This window comes from Halobacillus seohaensis, assembly GCF_042663045.1.
Lineage (GTDB): Bacteria > Bacillota > Bacilli > Bacillales > Halobacillaceae > Halobacillus_A > Halobacillus_A seohaensis.
The window spans coordinates 1-19,561 of record NZ_JBHSZV010000044.1; the positions used below are offsets into that span (position 1 = coordinate 1).

Genomic DNA, 19,561 nt, shown 5'->3' on the forward strand with positions numbered 1-19,561 from the left:
CTTATGGCAGTAGGGCCGTTCATTAAAAGCAAAGGATGGGTGGCTAGGAAACGGGGAGATTCCCCCCCCCCATTCGATGTGTAAGAAACGAATCCCTTTCCCAGAAGGACTATCTTCCAATATCCGTGTTCTATTGCAATGAACCTCTCTTTATCAAGGATTTTAATAGGACCGCCCGCTATCAAGATTTGCATGCAAACTTAGGAATGGCTGCCTTTTCTTGAAGTGGTATCGAGACACTTATATGGTAAAGGGGCGGAGCGAACCGTTTCCCGCAGCCCCAAAATTCACACAAACATATCGAATTCAAGTCTTCAACAATACGGTTTCGTTAGTTTAATTGTAATCGTCCACGATTCTTTTATTGAATAATCCGAAGCTTTAAGCGATATGCAAGAATGCACCTTCCAGCACAATTCTCACTCGTAAGGAATGCTTTTCACTTGAAGCACCATATCTAACGCCATCCTTTGTAACGGAAACCACCGTATAAATCAGGACAATGATTAACAAATGTTTTGTTATTAGAGGCTGCAATTCACTATAAAATGGGGATGATAATTTCCAGTAAAGTGTGTCAGATATTTTAGCAGAAACTGTTTCATTTTAAATGACGGTCACACATGTTTTGTAGTCATTTATATACCCGTTTAATAACGGATACATTGAAGATGTAAATAACACAATTAAAGTTCATTGTATGAAATTAAGGACTTTGAACAATAAAAAAAGAAAATATGCGAGGTTCCCTCCGGAAAAACAGGCGTTCGTCCACTTAAAGCAAGTTGTTTCCGTAGCCGCCCTCATCGATTTTGGCAACGGATCCAAGTTATCTCGAAAATGAGTCTTACAGATTACGGCCCGTTTCTTTAAGACTCAGTTTTTGAATGGCTTTAAGAATATCGGTTGCTCTCACAGTCATCACCCACTTATGTTTGATAACCTTACCATAGAACGATTGTTCGATTTTATCACATATCAACAATCAACTTTAACAGAGCCATTTCTTTAGAAGTTAACTTAGTTGTTTGACTGGCGATGCTTGGAAAATACGTACAAAGTCTTCCACCATTGCGCTAGCAGTTGACAATTTACCTGCTCCAGGTCCTCGTAACGTTACAGAACCCACTAAGTCGCCAGTGACATCAATAGCATTATCAACCCCGTCAATCGCATATAAACCATGGCTGGATGGGAGTGAAATGGGCTGGACATTTGCTTGAATGCTATCATTCACTAATTCGAGAGTGGCCACGTGACGAAATTTTTCTCCTTGCTGCTTTGCTTTAGTAATATCCTTTTCTGATATATGGGAGATACCTTGAAGTGGGACTTCTGACCAAAGCGGTTGTCTATTATAAAGTAACTGACTTACTATCATTAACTTATAAAAGGCATCGTACCCTTCAATATCATTGGTCGGGTCTGCCTCTGCATATCCCTTGTCCTGTGCTTCCTGTAGTGCTTCGGAAAATGGTTTTCCATCCTCTTGCATCGCCGTTAGAATATAATTGCTAGTTCCATTGAGAATGGCTTCAACTTTTGTGATTTGATTGACTTGAAGTAGGTTCATTAACGTTCCAATAACTGGTGTTCCGGATGCTGTGGTTGCTTCATAGCCGATACTTGTATACTTTCCGGCTTTTTCAAGAAGTTCTTGACCATATGTAGCAAACATAACTTTGTTGGCAGTGACCACGTGTATGTTTTTGTCTAATGCTTCCTTCAGGTAAGAATGACTAGGTTCCTCACCGTTAATTGCTTCAAAAATAACGTCCGGGTTTTGGTTGATTATATCTTCAAAATTGTCTGTGATAAAGACATAATCGGAAATGGCGCGTTCTTTAAGCTTGTTTTGAACTAATAGACCACATATCTCTACATCTTCACCTATTAAGTCTGTTAATTGTTTCTGCTTATTTTGAAGGATTTCGTAAACTCCTTGACCGACTGTTCCAAATCCTAATAATGCTACTCTAATTGTCATGATTGTTCACTACTCCTTGGTTGATTTTTTCTTGAATCCATAGACCCCATTGATCGAATTCAACTAGAAAGCCATCGTGACCGTAATCTGTCTGGACATGATGGTGTTGACTATTAGGTACGTCAGCACTGAAGTCTTCTATTAACTCTTTGGGATATAATAAATCGTGTTGGAAGCTAATTGTGTAAAGTTGTGCCTGAAATTGCTTAGCTACATTTTGTAATGTCCCTCTACCACGACTGATATCGTGATTGTTCATAGATTCTAATAAATACAGATAGCTGTTGGCGTCAAATCGCTCTTTAATTTTTTCCCCTTGATAATCCATATAAGATTGAATGTCATAATGGGACTCATTGTGACTTCTATCAAATCTTTTTTGAAAAATCTTTCCGCTTCGATACGTAACCATACCTGTCATTCTCGCAAGTTCAAACCCTTGAAGTTGTTCATTTTTATCATAATTTCCCTTATTGAAAGCTGGATCATCTTGAATAGCTCGTGCTCCTATATGATTAAAAGCAATTCCATAGTCGCTCAAGTAGGGAGTTGCAGCTAAAACAAACAATTGCTTCATAAAATTTGGGTAGAGAAGTCCCCACTCAAAGGTTTGCATCCCGCCTAGTGACCCACCCGCAATGGCATGTACCTCATAAATTTCAAGTTTTTGTAATGCTTTATACTGAGCGTGAACCATGTCACGGATCGTAATCTTTGGAAAATCCAATCGATAAGTATCCTGTGTTAAATGATTAAAACTTGCTGGACCTGTAGAACCATGACATCCTCCCAGTACGTTGAAGGTAATCACTTGGAAGTGGGTGGTGTCAATTGGACAATTGTCCCCAACAAGGCCATACCACCACCCAGGGCTTTCAGAAGAACCAATAGTATATTGGTTTCCAGTTAGAGCATGGCAAATGAGAACGACAGGGGCATCTTTAGGACCAAACCGTTCATAAGCTAACTCAACATCAGGAAGTGTCCCTCCAGATTCTAAGGCAAAGCTTCCAATCGAAATTTTAGTTTTAGTATTTTGATCTATAATGTTTTTAGTTGACATGTACGGTCCCCCCTCCTATTTCTCATTTAAATTCCTAATGTAGAAAATATGAAAAGCCCTCTTCTTTAATAAGAAGAGGGCGGTTGGTTAGGTTCCTCCTCTTATCAGTCAGATCATAAAGATCTGTAGGAATTAGCACCTTTTCAAGCCGTTGCTTGAAGGTTGCCGGGCGTCACAGGGCCTAGTCCCTCTGCCACTCTAGATAAGAGTTATTCAGTTGGCGTGTCATTTAAGGTATGTTACGAATTATAGAATGACACGAATATAATGTCAAACTATTTGTAAAATAATGTCCACGTTTGAATTTGAAAAACAGTGGGAAAATACACATCAAGACTACAAAGTAGAAGGAGAGATAAATCATGAAGGAATATAGCGTTGCACCAAATAAAGATGTTACAGGTTGGATAGTTAAAATAGAAGATGTTGCTCCAACTGATGAATATGATGCAAGAGATAAAGCTGTAGAAAAGGCAAAAGAAATGGCGGAGCAAAACAAGCCAAGTCGTGTGCAAATTCTTGACCAAAATCACGAAGTAGAAGAGGAGATGAAATTTTAAGATGAGAGATGGTTAATTTTCTAGAAAAACTCCCGGATCGGGAGTTTTTTTATGGAATAAAACTTGCTGAAACGTTACGCTATACATAGAATTAAAAAGTGATAATCCTCTATGGTTAATTCGTTTGATGCAGGCAAATACCCCTCCTCTTTATTTTCACTTCAATTCTAGCAGGGATCTCCCTACCTATAAATAAATAAAGGTGTGGTAAATGATATGAAACAACAAGTGGATGTCATTATTGTTGGTGCAAGAGTTGCTGGGGCAAGCTTAGCCATTTTATTAGGTGAAATGGGCAAAAAAGTATTAATGTTAGATAAGTCATCATTTCCAAGTGATACACTTTCTACACACCACCTCTCGCACCTCCATTATTTGAAACAGTTAGATGTATTAGATGAAGTTGAAGCTACAGGCTTAAGGAAGATTAAAAGAATGCGTACATATATAGCTGATAGTTTCATCGAAGGGCCCCGTGAGTCTTATACCTTGGCCCCGAGACGCGACCATTTAGACCATGTGTTAATTAATAAGGCTATAAGTTATGAAAATGTGGAGCTTTTAGAAGGATATCAAGTGATTAGCTTGCTTAAAAAAGGGATGCAAGGTGAAGTGTGTGGACTGGAAGCAGTTGATAAAAGAGGGGGTAAGCATACCATCAAGGCTCCTATTACTGTAGGAGCAGATGGTAAAAACTCTTCGGTTGCTAAGTGGGTAGGAGCTAAGAAATATGGGGAATATTCTACTGTGAGGCCAGTCTTTTACGGGTATTATTTTAATGTTAAGCCACTTATGGAACCTACCACTGAAATTTTCTTGAATGAGGGGCGGATTGGTTTTTTATTTCCGATGGAACCAGGGATCGATTGTTTAGGGCTAGAAGTTCGTCCGGAGGAATTTAATAAATTTGCGAAAGAACCACAATCGTTTGAGGAAACTTACCGTCAATTTTATGGAATGAGTGATCGTTTAGAAGAAGCAACCTTGCAAGGGAGGATTATCGGTACACCGGGTGTTCCTAACTTCTTTCGAGAGGCTGCAGGAAAAGGTTGGGCATTGATAGGAGATGCGGGCCATAGCAAAGACCCTAGTACAGGGTTAGGAATCAATGACGCATTGATGCAATCTTCTCTACTTGCAAAGTCCATTAAAGCTTGGGATCAAGGTGAATCATGGGAAGGGGTTATGAAGGAATTTCAGAAGCGACGCGATGAGAACCTTGGACCTGGTTACCGATTAACGTTAGACTATATTCAAACAAGAAAACCTTGGTCTGCGAACGAATCAGCTCTATTTCAAGCAATGGCTGCCAATCCTATGGTTTGGAATAGAGTAGTGCAGCACTTACCTGATGTACTTAAACAACATTCCGAAGAAACACCTGAGCTATATGGTTCAGTGGAATATGAAGCCAAAAACTTTGGATTTCATTACTAATGAAGGAGGGAAAGCATGACATGGACAAAGGAAGTAGCTTTTGCTAAATTGCAGGACATTTACACAGACAAAGTGATGCAAGATGAAAAAAGAAGGGTTTTCCAACAAGTATATCGACATTTATATGAACACCTTGATGATTTAGCTGTTAAATCCGGCTTAAAAGAGGAAGCTCAAAAACAACTTAAATTTTTTAAAGAATATACATTTATGCCTGGAGATAATTTATTTCAGTCGATGCGTTATGTTTTTCTTATGGCACGAGGTGAGAAAGAGAAAGATCCAAGGGAAACCGAAAGCCATTTAAACCGTATTTACCGTTCGCTTTTTCAACCAGCAGGACTTAAAAATCCCTATATACCAGATTCCTTCTGGTCAACACCTTTAGGAGTGGCATGCTTGGTGGCACAGGAAGGAGTCGAGTCAGTGTATCCGATTTTAGATGAGATCATGGAGGAAGAGCAAAACTAAAAATTGTTATTTTACGTAAAGGCCCTCATTCAATAACTAAGAGGGCCTTTTCTTACGCTTAATTATAACTGGAAAAAGGTGCGGATTTGTCCCGCAACTCCTTTGAAAATATCTAATCCTTCAAGGTTAGTTAGCATCCCTTTGATGACAGCTGGACGTGGGTCTTGACGTTCAATTTCTTCAAGGAGTACAGAAATGGTAACATCAATTTCTGACTCAGTATTTTGGGTTTGCTTCCCCTTAAGTGATTGGACGATCTCATTCAGTTGGTTGTCGTAGTAATTTTCTGGAATAATCTCACTCATGAGTCGGTCGGTTATGACCGGTTGGTCAGTCGATTTTTTAAACCCTTCAACGAGAAAATCCGTGCGTTTTAGGATTGCCTCGCATAACTCCTCTATATCAAATTGCACGTCTTCAATTATGATAAGGTCCAAATAAGTCTTAAACATTCCCTGCATCAAAACCGTAACTTCCCAAATGTACGGATCAATGTCTTTTCCGTATATTGCAGTTAAGTTCCTTTTATAAAAAAGGTGGGAATTAAATCTCATATGCTGGATAAATTCTTCAATATCTTTGTTAAAAGGGATGGCTTGCTCTCGAATCTGCATAATGATGAATTCACGATGTTTAATAATCTCTTGATAAGTAACGATGAGCTGTTTTGTGAATTTCGTCCGTGGATCAAGCCCCATAGCTTGTATCTCGTCGGCTTTATATTGTATTTCCTTAGAATAATGGTTGAAAATTTCAAATAAAAGAGCATCTTTTGATTTGAAGTGTAAATAAAAAGCTCCCTTTGAAATATCGCATTCATTAGCTATTTCTTGAACAGATGTGCTACTGAAACCTTTTTTAGCAAAGAGTTTGATCGCCTTATTAATAATAAAGACTGTTTTATCTTCCATGTTATATGGCTCCTTAATAAAGAAAAACTTAGACTTTCCTTGACTCATGACTGATCGGTCATTTATATTGTAAGTTGTTGTGACTAATCGGTCAATATTGGAAGGTGGACAAAAATGAAGCAAATTATTAATTTTTCAATGAATAATAAATTTGCGGTATGGTTGATAACCATTATTATAACCATAGCAGGTTTATATGCAGGATTAAATATGAAACTAGAAACCATCCCGGACATAGAACCTCCCGTGATCACAGTTTCTACTACTTATCCTGGTGCTACACCGCAAGAGGTAGCGGATGAAGTGTCTGAACCACTTGAGAAACAAGTAGGTAACTTAAGTGGGGTTAGCACAGTAAATTCAACTTCTTACCAAAACGCTTCAAATCTTCAAATAGAATATAACTTTAGTAAAAGTTTAGACGAAGCAGAAGATGAATTAAACGAAGCAGTTGAAAAAGTTACGCTTCCAGAAGAGGTTAATAACCCAGATGTTTCCCGCTTAGATTTTAATGCCTTCCCCGTATTGAGTCTAAGTGCAATTAATGAGGGTCAATCCTTAGAGGAACTAACAGCGACAATTGAGGATGAAGTTGTTCCTTCTCTTGAAGGGGTAGAGGGTGTTGCTAATGTGCAAGTATCAGGACAACAAGTACAGGAAGTTGTACTTGATTTTGATGAAGAAGCATTAGCTGAGTACGGCTTGGAAGAGGATACGATTATACAGATGATCCAAGGATCTGATGTGTCCGTACCTCTTGGCTTATATAATTTTGATCAAACGGAAAAGTCGGTAGTGATTGATGGAGAGTTAGAAAGCCTTGATGAATTGGGTAATCTGCAAATTCCTGCTGTTTCTTCACAGGGTCAAGGTCAATCACAACAAGCTCCTTCTAGTAATGAACAAATGCCAGCTGAGCAAGGTACAACAGAGGTTCCAAGTACAGAGGAAGTTGCGCAGGCTAATCTTCCAACTGTAGCCCTTGATGAACTGGCTGGAATTGAAGTGATTGGGAAAACGGAATCAATTTCTAAGACTAATGGTCAAGATTCCATTTCCTTGCAAATTGTTAAGTCTCAAGAAGCCAATACAGTTGATGTTGTTAATTTGGTGAAAGACCAGACAGCTGAATTTGAAGAACAGCTGAATGGCATTGAATTTATTAGTTCCTTCGACCAAGGCGAGCCTATCGAGGAATCTGTGAGCACCATGTTAAATAAAGCACTATTTGGTGGGCTGTTTGCGGTTATTGTCATTCTCTTATTTTTGAGAAATGTAAAAACGACATTAATCTCAGTTATTTCTATCCCATTATCATTATTAATGGCGATTATTGTAGTAAATCAAATGGGCATTACATTGAACATTATGACACTGGGTGCTATGACGGTGGCTATTGGCCGTGTGGTTGATGACTCAATTGTTGTGGTTGAAAATATATATAGGCGAATGTCGCTACCGGATGAGAAATTAAAAGGTAAAGATCTCGTGCGATCAGCGACAAGAGAAATGTTTATGCCAATACTGTCTTCAACAATTGTAACGATTGCTGTGTTCTTACCATTAGGTTTAGTTGAAGGCATGGTAGGGCAAATATTCTTGCCATTTGCTTTAACTGTAGTGTTTGCTTTATTAGCATCACTTATAGTAGCTGTAACTATTGTGCCAATGATGTCTCATTCGCTACTGAAGCCTTCAAAAATTAAGAAGACGCAGCATGATGAATCTGGAGGTAAACTAGGTAGCTGGTATAAGTCAGTGTTAACCAAAACACTAAATCATAAGATTATTGCCTCTGTGGTGGCAATAGGTATTTTAGTAGGAAGTATAGCTCTCGTACCTTTAGTAGGGGTGAGTTTTCTACCTGCCGAGGAGCAAAAGGTTGTTATGGCAACTTACAGTCCAGAGCCAGGGCAGACGTCTGAAGATGTAGAAGAAATTGCAGTAGAAGCTCAAGAATACTTTGAAGGAAGAGACGGTGCTGAGAACATTCAGTATTCTGTTGGGGGAGAAAACCCTATGAGCCCGGGAGCTTCGAACCAAGCAGCCTTCAACGTGGAATATGCTAGTGATACGGAAAACTTTGCAAGTGAAAGTGAATAAGTAATTGAAGACTTGAAGGAGCAAACTGAAACAGGAGAATGGGCCTCTCAGAATTTCTCATCAACAGGCTCAAGTAGTGCGGTTGAACTATTAATTTATGGAGAAGACATAGATGAAATCAAACCACTTGTTGGTGATGTTCAATCCATTCTAAATGATAGGGATGATTTGACGAGTATAGATTCCAGTGTTTCTGAATCATACGAAGAATACCAACTGGTTATTGATCATGATCGGTTAAGTGAATTAGGCTTGACTGCAGGTCAGGTAGGAATGGAGTTAAATCAAAATCCGCAACGGTCAGTTGTAACGACTGTTACGGAAGAATCAGAAGAACTGAATGTTTATGTAGCTTCTGACGAGGAAGAATATCAAGCAATTGAAGACTTGACAGATCATAAACTAGAAACTGCTACAGGTGGATCAGTTGCGATCAGTGAAGTCGTCGATGTGGAAGAAGGAACTACCGCCGACACAATTAGTCGTCGAGATGGCCAAGTTTATGCAAGTGTTAGTGCTTCTGTAACAACAGACGATGTGGGTTCAGTTTCTACTGAAATTCAAGAGGAAATTGACCGTATTGAAGTACCATCAGGAATGGAGATCACGTTAGGCGGTGTAACCGAAGATATTGAAGAATCGTTCACTCAGCTTGGGTTAGCTATGTTGGCTGCGATTGCAATTGTCTACCTGGTACTAGTAGTTTTCTTTGGAGGAGCACTTGCGCCACTTGCTATTCTGTTCTCGTTGCCATTTACAATTATTGGTGGTGTGCTCGGTTTACTAGTAAGTGGAGAAACTCTAAGCATTTCTGCTATGATAGGCGCACTTATGTTGATCGGAATAGTAGTAACAAATGCTATTGTGTTAATTGACCGAGTCATTCATAAAGAGAACGAAGGATTGTCTACACGGGAAGCTCTACTAGATGCTGGAGTTACTCGACTTCGTCCGATCTTAATGACAGCTCTTGCTACAATTGGAGCGTTATTACCATTAGCCTTAGGATTTGAAGGTGGATCAATTATAAGTAAAGGTTTAGGTGTAACCGTAATTGGTGGACTAGCCAGCTCAACGTTACTCACGCTCCTTATTGTACCGCTTGCTTATGAATTTCTAAGTAAATTTAAGAAAAAGAAAGCGTAAATATTGTAAAAGAATAATAAGATTAAGAAACACCAGCCATTTGGGCTAAATTGTTCCGATACTGTTGAGAAAACATTAAAAATCAGGTTCAACAATAATGTAAATAGCAAATAAATTACACACGAAACGCTTGGGTTGTATTTAAACCCAAGCGTTTTTGTGTGCCTTTACAACGTTAAGCTCTACGGTTTAAATTTTGTAAGTGGTAAAATTTTCATAAGAAACAAGAAATTAAAATATAGGTAGTCACGTAATGATACAGCAGTAATTTTCCGAAAATGATATTCTTAAATAGGCCGCACTAGCCAAGGAACGAAAGCAGAAAACCACATTCGTTTAAAGAGGCAATAGGCATCTTAAGTCGTTAAATAGGAGTTATGACGTACATGTTAGACAGTCACTACTAGCGAAAGTAGTGCTTAGATTTCGGTAGCCTAGTCGATTCGATTTTTAATGATTCCTATCATTAATTTGGGGTATTTTTTTGTGAAGAAGGGGAATAGAGTGAATAAGATGATCAAAGGGGATGAGCGTATTAAAACCTATGATGTCACGATTATTGGTGCAGGTATATCAGGAATCACTGCTGCTCGAAGGTTGCAACAGTTTGGACAAGATATAGTTCTCGTTGATAAAGGGAAAAGTGTGGGTGGACGACTGGCCACGAGACGTGTAGCAGAAGGGAAAGCAGACAACGGTGCACAATTTTTCACTGTTCGAACAAAAGAATTACAAAAAGAAGTCGATCATTGGCTAGAAAGTGGTTGGATTAAGCACTGGTTTGGAAATGATTATCCGCGCTATACAGCTGTGAACGGAATGAATCGTCTAGCCCAGCAGATAGCTCAAGGTATAAATGTTCACTTACATGCAAAAGTAGCTAGCATTCTGGAAAAAGGAGGGGAGTACGAGTTAAAAATGACGGATCAGTCTACATGGAGGAGTCGCAAAGTCATCGTTACAACCCCCGTTCCACAAACACTGGAACTTTTAAAAGGTAGCGGTGTTTCTGATGATTATATTGAACCATTAAGAAAAATTAAATTTCAACCTACATATGTGGGTATTTTTCACTTTGATGGAATGACTTCTTTGCCGCTATCAGGTCACTTGGATCATTCACTTCCGCATGGGGTGGAAAGAGTGGTTGATCACTATAAAAAAGGAATATCTAAAGACGTGATAGTAAGTATTTATATGACGGCAAAATGGTCCTCTGACCACTATGACCATGAGGGAATATTAATTAAGGTTATGGAAAAGGTCACAGACTATTTTAATTATGAAAACCTTGTTTCAAAACAGTTGAAACTTTGGAAGTATGCACAGGCAGTCAGCACTTATCCGCACTCCTATTGTATTTTAAATAAAAAACAAACTCTGTACACTGCCGGAGATGCCTTTCTTCGTCCAGACGACTCATCAGGAAGAACGCGCATGGAGAGTGCTTTCATATCAGGGTATGATGTAGCTGGCGCTCTATTGCAGGAGGAGCCTAGACAATAACTTATAACACAGGCGTTTACTATAATTGTCTATAGTTTGGCTAAGAAGAAACAATGAGGCAAACTTATCCACTTTCATTTTCTCACATCTCTAGATAAGGCCGTTGAACCGATTCTGATGGAAAATATACGGAAAGGGTCGTGTGGGAAAGCGGCTCCTTCCCCACACGACCCTCTCTCCAACAATCATATCGGAATTGAGTTTTCAACAATCCTTCACAGATTCTACAATTATTTTAACATGAAATTACAATTATCTACTTGGTCTAAAAAATCAACATAGCAAATAGCATAATTAGTATGCTATTTCGTAAATTTCTCCCGATCATCTTTTCTTTTTTATATGGGTTAACTTGCTTTAATTTCGTATTTTCTAAGACGTTTCACTCGTGAGAACGTGTAGACGGCTAAACCTGCCCAAATTAGTGAAAAGGATACGGCATGAACTTCTGTGAAGGGCTCATCATACATAAATACCCCGAGAAATAACATAATTGTAGGAGCAAAATATTGCAAAAATCCAACCATTGATAGTGGAATGCGCTTGGCACCAGCAGCGAATAAAAGCAATGGTATGGCTGTTGCTATTCCAGCTCCAAAGACAAGAACCGTAGTCCAGTTTAGCCATTCAACTTGCTGGATAGAATTTTGAATACTGAGTAAATAGACTAAGGCGATTGGAGAAACAATTAACGTTTCGATCATTAAACCAAACATCGCATTTAGAGGAACTAACTTTTTGAGCAATCCATACATTCCGAAACTAAAAGCAAGCAATAACGCTATCCAAGGCACCGAGCCAAAGTTGACAGTCATATAGGTGACCCCACTACCAGCTAATAGAAAAGCAATCCACTGCGGCCGTGAAAATGTTTCTTTTAAAACGATCATCCCTAAAAGTATACTGACTAGAGGATTAATGTAATATCCGAGACTGGCTTCAACTACATGGTTATTATTTACCCCCCATATGTATGTTAGCCAGTTTATGCTAATCATGATCGAAGCTAGTGTTATCCCGATAAGACTCCGCTTATTTCGCCATACTTGTTTGGCTTCTTCAATAAATCGACGGTTCTTTTTTAATAAAAAAATAATGATAGCCATAAACACAGCTGACCAAACGATGCGATGGGCTAAAATTTCAAAAGGGGAAATATGCTGTAGTAATTTCCAATAGATAGGTAAGAATCCCCATAGGATATAGGCGCCTGTAGTATACATGACACCTAATTTATTTTCATCGATCATGATTCAAAATCCTCTCCTCTGCACTATTGTAATTTTAGCCAAATAAAGAGGTGAAGGAAAGGGAAATGTTTAAAACTGTGGAAGACAGCTTCGAGACATTACAGTGGTTTCCGTTACAAAGAATGGCGTTAGAAGGTCCGGGAAATCACTCGCTTTCCGTGGGTATGTGGTGAGCTTCCTCAGGCTACGCCTTGCGGGATCTCACCGATCATGTACATCCCACAGGAGTCTCACAATTTCCCGGACCTTCTTGCTTTCGTAAGGAGAACGGAAGCATCGGTTAAGCTACTTCACGTGGGCAAAACGCCTTATGCGAGAGAATCGTTGAGACACTGAAAAATTGATAATATAAGAGAAAAAGAACTAAATCAATCAATATAAATAAGACAAACATCGATATAGTGGGTGGTCTCATTGTATTTTTCTTTGTAAAGACTTTTTGGTGGCCTCACGTTGCTCTGTGGGGCTTGTCTAGTCCGCTTTTCCCGTTCCTCTCTGCTTTATTTTCACGAACGGACCCGAATAGGGGGCATTCATAATGAAAATAGAGGATAAACATGCTGTTAAAACAATAGCTACGTGCCGACTTCTTAGATTAGTAGATGTTCCGTCCCTCTTCTTCATGGCAAGGGGGTCGGGGAAATGACGTGACTCCTGTGGGATTAGAGGACATGGTGAGACCCCGCAGGACGAAGTCCAAGGAGGCTCACCGTACTCCCACGGAAAGCGAGTTATTTCCCCGACCTCCTTCTCCTCCTACCGATGACGGAATATTTATTGGTGAATTTATGTAGGTCAATTTGCAGACGAATTTTTAGGTTAAAATTAGACATACACTGGCTATTGTCATATAACAAATAGAGGTACAAATTACACTCCAATTTTAATGTATATTATAAATGAAATACTGTTACACCAACAAAAAACGCCCAACAAATTAGCATACAATTTGTTGGGCGTTTTATATTACATTTTTAATGTTTGCGATAGGTGACGAAAGCCAGTGTTAAAAATTGCCGCCTTATTGGTGATCGGTTTGTTCATCATAGTTTTCTTCAGTATCAGGAAGATGTCGGACTTCGTTTGTATCACTATACGCAATCTTCTTAAGGGGTTGCTTGGCTGGACCTTCCATAACATGCCCATCATAAGAAAAGCGTGAACCATGACAAGGGCAATCCCAGCTGTGTTCACCACTGTTCCATTCCACTTCACACCCCATATGGGTACAGGTGGTATCTAATACATATAATTCTCCAGAATCATCTTTATAGGCGCCCGCCCGTTCCCCTTTCCACTGGATGACTGCACCTTCTCCTTTGAGCAAGGCCTCAGGTCGTGTACCTACAAGTTCAAGTTTACCTTCCATGAAATGAGATGCGACATTCAAATTGTTCTTCATAAATGCCTTCATGCTAGGGTCTGCTTTGAATCTTGAGGGAGTGAATAAATTATGATAAAGAGACTCACGTCCCATAACATAATCAGTGATCAATTCACTTGCTACCCTACTGTTGGTCATTCCCCATTTTCTGTACCCTGTGGCTAAATAGATTCGTTTATTTTCCTTTTGAATCGGGCCGATATAAGGAAGTTTATCTAATGTCGTTAAATCTTGAGCAGACCACTGGAATAGTTTGGACTTGATTCCGAATGTCCGACTTGCAAACTCCTCAAGAGCTTTATAATGGAAAGAATGCTCGCCACCTTCTCCCGTGCGATGATTTTCTCCGCTGATTAAAAGTATATCTTTTCCTTCATACTCTGCAGAGCGAATAGACCGTTTGGGTTCATCAACAGATAGGTACATGCCACCTTCCCATTGTTTTTCAGGTTCAATAGCAATGACATAAGATCGTTCAGCATACATTCTACTGAAGTAAAAGCCTCTTCCATCATGAAAGGGAAAGTGTGTGCAGATGATAAGATTTTCACAAGAGATAGAAGCTTCTTGCTCTGTTTCAATTACCACACGATCTTCTTCTTTAACTTTAGTGGCTTTTGTATTTTCATAAACTTTCCCGCCTAAATTTATGAATTCATCAATAAGTGCAGATAAATAAAGCAGAGGGTGAAACTGTGCTTGGTTTGGCATGGATAAAACGGCTGTGGAGTCTGCTTCGAATGGCAGGGATTTTGTGACCGTTTCTAATATTCCCAATCGCTCGTAAGCTTCTCTTTCTTTTTCAAGTTTTTTTGCTCCTTCGGGTGTTGTAGCAAAAAGTTTGGCATCCTGTGTTGACCATTGACAATCAATATTCAGATCTAGAACAGTGTTTTCTATTGATTTAATGGCATCCGTTTGAGCTTGCAAGTATAATGATGCTTGGTCTTCACCAAAGTGGTCTATCAATTCATTATAAATTAATCCATGTTGGGCCGTTACTTTGGCTGTTGTATGTCCGGTGGTACCGTTTAAGATGCGATCAGCATCTATTAATGTGACCTTCTTTCCTTCTTTTGCCAACAAGTAGGCGGTCGTGATTCCAGTGATTCCAGCTCCCACTATCGCTACTTCTGTATCAACTGACTCGCTTAGACTATCGAAAGAAGGAAGGTTATCATTCTTCCTCCATAAGGGTTCTGGGTGGGTCCAATCCAATTTTTTGTCCATTGTCATCCTCCTATTGGGCGCTTTTCTACAGTTTGTCCTAAGAAGGGGATATCATGTAAGTGAGATTAACATCATGCTTTATGTATAGTATACTTGTACAGATGAAGTCGATGGAAATGGGGGAGTGCGAGTGGAAGTTTTTGTTGCTAGACAATCAATATTCAATTCTCAACATCATATTTACGGTTACGAACTTTTATATCGGAATAGTAAAGACAATACATTCCCCTGTACTGATGGTAATAAAGCAACTAAAGAAGTATTAATTAATAGCTTTATTACAATTGGCATTGAACGTTTGTCTCATAATCGACCATGCTTTATTAACTTTACAGAGTAACTTTTGATGAAAAAAATTCCTGAATACTTCGATCCTAATAAATTGATTGTTGAAATTCTTGAAGATGTCTCGTGGACAGGGGATTTAATTGATGTCTGCCGTCAATTAAAGAAAAAAGGGTTTTCCATTGCTTTAGATGATGTAACTAGCCTAGAGCATACCAATGTTCAAGAACTTCTTACGTATGTAGATATTATAAAAGTAGATATACGTCAAACTTCCTGTCAAAATCGTGCAGAAATCAACGAAATTGTCAAAGGTAAAAGTATAACCTTGCTAGCAGAGAAGGTCGAAACCGTCGATGAGCACCTTCAGTGTGTGAGGGAAGGATTTGAACTGTTTCAAGGCTACTACTATAGTAGGCCTGTTGTTATTTCTGCCGTAGATCTTCCGATATATAGTACAGCTTATTTTCAAGTTCTCAAAGAACTTGCCGTTAAAGATGACCAAATTAATAAGGATAAAGTGATTAAAATATTCGAAGGTGATTTAGCTCTCACCTACAAGCTGTTACGTCTTATTAATTTCTCCTGCCAACTTTCAGAGCCTGTTCAATCAATTAAACAAGCAGTTATGATTCTTGGTTTCGAACCTCTCCGAAAATGGTTGTACGTATTTTCTGTAAAAGAAGGCGGCCCAGGTCCGGCTTCACAGGAAGCGATGAAATTAAGTTTGCAACGAGCTAAGATGTGTGAACAAATAGGAATAAGTCTGGGTCACAACCGTTTAGGTGAGGAGTATTTTCTAACAGGTTTGATGTCTTCCATAGACGAGATAATGCAACGACCTAAAAATGAAGTAATTGAAAGTTTGCCGCTTGACTTTGAAATTAAACGAGCACTGAATCATGAAGAAAATACGCACCGTTTCATACTAGATCTTGTTATTGCTGTAGAAAAGGCAGATTTCGATTTAATAGAGCCGCAGATTCATGATATTAAGCTTTCAGTAAGTAAATTATTGGAGATTTATGGTCAGGCGATCGCTTGGACAGAGCAATTGTATAATGATCATTTTGCATCAGCAGAAGAAATTAAATAGACCCCTATAAAAAGAACTGTTATAATATTCAAAGCTTGCTTCGGTGAGCTTATTTTTTTATAATAATCATTACCTAGGTAATGATTGGGGGGGGTAGGAACCAATGGAATCACTAGTATTTCATCATATTCAACAACTATCACGAGATGTGAATCAATACTTAAATGAAGCCTTAAAAGATGAGAATATCTCTATGTCTCACTGGTCTGTTATTTTTCAACTTCATATAAATGAACAAATGACGCAGTCAGAGTTAAAGGCACAGTTAAATATTGAGGCGCCACCTCTTTCGAGAACTTTAACTCGATTAGAAGAACTTGGTTATGTTCATAAGTTTAGCAGTATAGATAAACGCACCAATAATATAGTCCTCACGTCTAAGGGAAAAGCTAATTATACAAGATGGCAACGTGCTATTCAGCAAGCGGAGGATTGTTTAATAGAAGAATTTGGGTCGGATCGTAAACAAGAGCTAGATCAACTTACTCTCCTCTTATCCTCAATAATACGCAAGCAAGGAGGGAAGTAAATTGAACACAACAAATGAAAAATTATGGACATGGAGTTTTGTGAATGTATGGCTGAGTAATTTCTTTGTATTTCTCGTTTTTTATTTACTTTTTGTTACGATGCCTATTTTTATTATTGATACGGGAGCAGGTGAAGGAGCGGCCGGCCTTGTGATCACTATATTTCTTTTATCAGCTATTTTAATTAGGCCGCTGTCAGGACACTGGGTAGAAAACTTGGGGCGTATGCCGATTCTTATTACAGCTCTTATCATTTTCTTCGTTAGTTCTGCTTTGTACCTTCTAACGGAAGCCTTACCATTTATTCTCCTTATTCGCTTTCTTCACGGTATAGGCTTTGGAATGGCTACAACCGTTTTAGGAGCGTTAGCGGCTGATGTTATACCTGATCGACGAAAAGGAGAAGGCATGGGATATTTTGCAATGTCAATGAATTTTGCTATGGTGATTGGTCCATTTCTTGGGTTAACCTTGCTCCAGTCATTTAACTACACCATCATGTTCTTAAGTTGTGCAATAGCCGCAGTAGTTGCTCTGCTTACAGGAGTGACCATCCGTGTTCCCGGAACCCGCACTGGAGCTACTGTAGACCGGGGAAGTGTTATCCCTAAACTAGATGGTTTATTTGAGAAAAGTGTAATCCCTATCGCGGTGACAGGTGCGATTGTTGCATTAGCGTATGCTGGGGTGTTATCTTTCGTATCTGTATACGCCACTGACTTAGGATTAGGACAAGCAGCAAGCTATTTCTTTATGGTGTATGCCATTGTTTTATTAATTTCACGTCCGTTTACAGGTCGCTGGTTTGATCAATATGGTGAAAATGTCATTGTGATTCCGGCCATTGTAACTTTTGGGATAGGTTTAATTGTGTTAAGCATGGCAAACTCAGCGATTATGCTACTCGTTTCTGGTGGATTAATTGGACTGGGGTGGGGGACAATGGTACCTAGTATGCAAACAATTGCTTTGCAAAAAGTACCTGAGCGAGCAGGGTCAGCTACTGCTACCTTTTTTACGATATTTGATATTGGTGTTGGGTTTGGATCTTATATTGTAGGAGTGGCCGCAACAGGAATTGGTTTTTCTTCCCTATATTTTAATAGTTCTTTTGTCGTGTTTAGTGCTGTGTTTCTATACATGTGGCTTCATGGTAAAAAGAAGAGATCGAACCATCAAGCAGAAATAGAATATACTTCCTAACTAAGAAGGGTTATTCCTTCTTCTTTTTTTGCAGAAAAATAATATAACGGTTACAAGCGAACAGTTATCTTTGCATAAGATGAAGGGGGAGGAGGAATTGAGATGAACTATCGAGAGGATACGAAGTATATACATGGAGGAACGAAAGACAATTCACATCATGGAAGTCTATCCACACCTATATTTCAAACATCTACGTTCTCATTTGAAACGGCTATAGAAGGGGAGCGAAGATTTTCAGGAGAAGAAAAGGGATATATTTACTCGCGTTTAAGCAATCCAACCGTTAACGTACTGGAAGAACGAATAGCAGCTGTTGAGGGAGGGGAAAGAGGGCTAGCCTTCGCTTCAGGAATGGCGGCCATTTCCGCAGTACTGACCTCACTTACTAAAACAGGAGATCAAATTCTTTGTGCAAATGGAATATATGGCTGCACATATGGCTTGCTTGAACTATTAGAGGAGAAATACGGCATCACTCATGATTTTTGCGACATGAGTAGTGTGGAAAAATTACGGTCTATGATTAAACCACAAACTGCTTGTATTTTTATCGAGTCTCCTATAAATCCAACGATGAAGGTTATTGACATAGCAATGGTTTCTAAAGTTGCTCGTGAGTATCAAATTCCTGTAATTGTTGATAATACATTTTTATCGCCTTATTTACAGCAACCCCTATCCCTTGGGTCAGACATTGTTGTCCATAGCGCTACAAAATACTTAAGTGGACATGGTGATGTGATCGGTGGATTAGTAGTTGGAAAGAAATCTTTTATTGAAAAATTAGTATTGAGGGTTCAAAAGGATATGGGGGGCATCATGTCACCTTTTGATGCTTGGTTGTTAATCCGGGGAATGAAGACATTACCAATTAGGATGAAGAGACATAGTAGCAGTGCTGAGAAAATCGTTGAAAAATTAAAACAGCATTCTATGGTAAAAGAAGTGTTGTATCCGAATGATCTGACTCATCCTGACAGAACCATAGCACAGAGGCAAATGAGTATGGGAGGCGGTATAATTTCTTTTCGACTCACAGGGGGGAAGGAAGATGTAATGAGCATGATGGATTCATTGAACCTTGTGAAGATTGCTGTTAGTCTTGGAGATGCTGAAACATTAATACAATACCCTGCCACAATGACCCATGCCGTCATTCCTGAAAGTAAACGAATCAAAATGGGAATTGATGATTCCTTACTACGACTATCGGTCGGACTAGAGGAATGGGAAGACATCTGGCTAGACTTAGAACAATCATTAAATCGTTTAACAAAAATATAGATGAGTAGCTGGATGGAAAATCCAGCTCTACATATCTTAAGGTTTATCGTTACCAATTAAGGGAAGTTGGAAGATAAAGATTTTTTTAGTAAAATAGGCAAGAGACATTGAA

General features: G+C 39.0%; 13 protein-coding genes, 1 pseudogene and 1 riboswitch. Of the genes and pseudogenes, 9 read left to right on the forward strand and 5 right to left on the reverse strand.

Features of this window, described 5'->3' with window-relative positions; all coding sequences use genetic code 11:
• Positions 1 to 1,015 precede the first annotated feature (1,015 nt).
• Positions 1,016 to 1,987 (reverse strand): homoserine dehydrogenase, encoded by a 972-nt coding sequence (locus ACFQIC_RS15960; RefSeq protein ID WP_390217407.1) that lies wholly within the window; start codon positions 1,985 to 1,987, stop codon positions 1,016 to 1,018.
• Positions 1,977 to 3,050, reverse strand: coding sequence for a homoserine O-acetyltransferase MetX (metX, locus tag ACFQIC_RS15965; RefSeq protein ID WP_204710343.1), 1,074 nt, complete (start codon positions 3,048 to 3,050; stop codon positions 1,977 to 1,979). The genes ACFQIC_RS15960 and metX overlap by 11 nt, the downstream gene beginning before the upstream one ends.
• Positions 3,051 to 3,148: 98 nt before the next feature.
• Positions 3,149 to 3,259: riboswitch (SAM riboswitch) on the reverse strand.
• A 153-nt stretch (positions 3,260 to 3,412) separates the two neighbouring features.
• Here metX and ACFQIC_RS15970 point away from each other — a divergent pair.
• From ACFQIC_RS15970 to ACFQIC_RS15980, 3 genes are all read left to right on the forward strand, one after another.
• Complete coding sequence (locus ACFQIC_RS15970) at positions 3,413 to 3,610, forward strand: DUF2188 domain-containing protein (RefSeq protein ID WP_204710344.1); 198 nt, start codon at positions 3,413 to 3,415, stop codon at positions 3,608 to 3,610.
• 216 nt (positions 3,611 to 3,826) lie between these two features.
• The gene (locus ACFQIC_RS15975; protein ID WP_204710345.1) at positions 3,827 to 5,047 is read left to right on the forward strand and encodes an NAD(P)/FAD-dependent oxidoreductase; all 1,221 of its coding nucleotides are present in this window, start codon (positions 3,827 to 3,829) and stop codon (positions 5,045 to 5,047) included.
• Positions 5,048 to 5,062: 15 nt separating this feature from the next.
• Positions 5,063 to 5,518: a hypothetical protein gene (locus tag ACFQIC_RS15980; protein WP_204710346.1), complete on the forward strand. Its 456-nt coding sequence runs from the start codon at positions 5,063 to 5,065 to the stop codon at positions 5,516 to 5,518.
• 62 nt (positions 5,519 to 5,580) lie between these two features.
• On the opposite strand, the gene ACFQIC_RS15985 is transcribed toward ACFQIC_RS15980, so the two are convergent.
• Positions 5,581 to 6,429, reverse strand: a complete 849-nt coding sequence (locus ACFQIC_RS15985) for a TetR/AcrR family transcriptional regulator (RefSeq protein WP_204710347.1) — start codon at positions 6,427 to 6,429, stop codon at positions 5,581 to 5,583.
• Positions 6,430 to 6,543: 114 nt separating this feature from the next.
• On the opposite strand from ACFQIC_RS15985, the pseudogene ACFQIC_RS15990 reads away from it, so the two are divergent.
• A pseudogene (locus ACFQIC_RS15990) lies at positions 6,544 to 9,678 on the forward strand (efflux RND transporter permease subunit).
• Positions 9,679 to 10,191: 513 nt separating this feature from the next.
• On the forward strand, positions 10,192 to 11,184 hold the full coding sequence (locus ACFQIC_RS15995; RefSeq protein ID WP_390217418.1) for an NAD(P)/FAD-dependent oxidoreductase: 993 nt from the start codon (positions 10,192 to 10,194) through the stop codon (positions 11,182 to 11,184).
• A 347-nt stretch (positions 11,185 to 11,531) separates the two neighbouring features.
• On the opposite strand, the gene rarD is transcribed toward ACFQIC_RS15995, so the two are convergent.
• Positions 11,532 to 12,434 (reverse strand): EamA family transporter RarD, encoded by a 903-nt coding sequence (gene rarD, locus ACFQIC_RS16000; protein ID WP_204710348.1) that lies wholly within the window; start codon positions 12,432 to 12,434, stop codon positions 11,532 to 11,534.
• A gap of 1,021 nt (positions 12,435 to 13,455) precedes the next feature.
• Complete coding sequence (locus ACFQIC_RS16005) at positions 13,456 to 15,048, reverse strand: FAD-dependent oxidoreductase (protein ID WP_204710349.1); 1,593 nt, start codon at positions 15,046 to 15,048, stop codon at positions 13,456 to 13,458.
• A 346-nt stretch (positions 15,049 to 15,394) separates the two neighbouring features.
• On the opposite strand from ACFQIC_RS16005, the gene ACFQIC_RS16010 reads away from it, so the two are divergent.
• The 4 genes from ACFQIC_RS16010 to megL all read left to right on the forward strand — a co-directional run bounded on the left by ACFQIC_RS16010 (position 15,395) and on the right by megL (position 19,449).
• On the forward strand, positions 15,395 to 16,429 hold the full coding sequence (locus ACFQIC_RS16010) for an EAL and HDOD domain-containing protein (protein WP_390217410.1): 1,035 nt from the start codon (positions 15,395 to 15,397) through the stop codon (positions 16,427 to 16,429).
• 103 nt (positions 16,430 to 16,532) lie between these two features.
• Positions 16,533 to 16,958 carry a MarR family winged helix-turn-helix transcriptional regulator gene (locus ACFQIC_RS16015; RefSeq protein ID WP_204710350.1) on the forward strand — a complete coding sequence of 142 codons (426 nt, stop codon included), beginning with the start codon at positions 16,533 to 16,535 and terminating at the stop codon, positions 16,956 to 16,958.
• Between the two features lies 1 nt (position 16,959).
• The gene (locus tag ACFQIC_RS16020) at positions 16,960 to 18,162 is read left to right on the forward strand and encodes an MFS transporter (protein WP_204710352.1); all 1,203 of its coding nucleotides are present in this window, start codon (positions 16,960 to 16,962) and stop codon (positions 18,160 to 18,162) included.
• A gap of 102 nt (positions 18,163 to 18,264) precedes the next feature.
• Positions 18,265 to 19,449, forward strand: a complete 1,185-nt coding sequence (gene megL, locus ACFQIC_RS16025) for a methionine gamma-lyase (protein ID WP_204710354.1) — start codon at positions 18,265 to 18,267, stop codon at positions 19,447 to 19,449.
• Positions 19,450 to 19,561 lie beyond the last annotated feature (112 nt).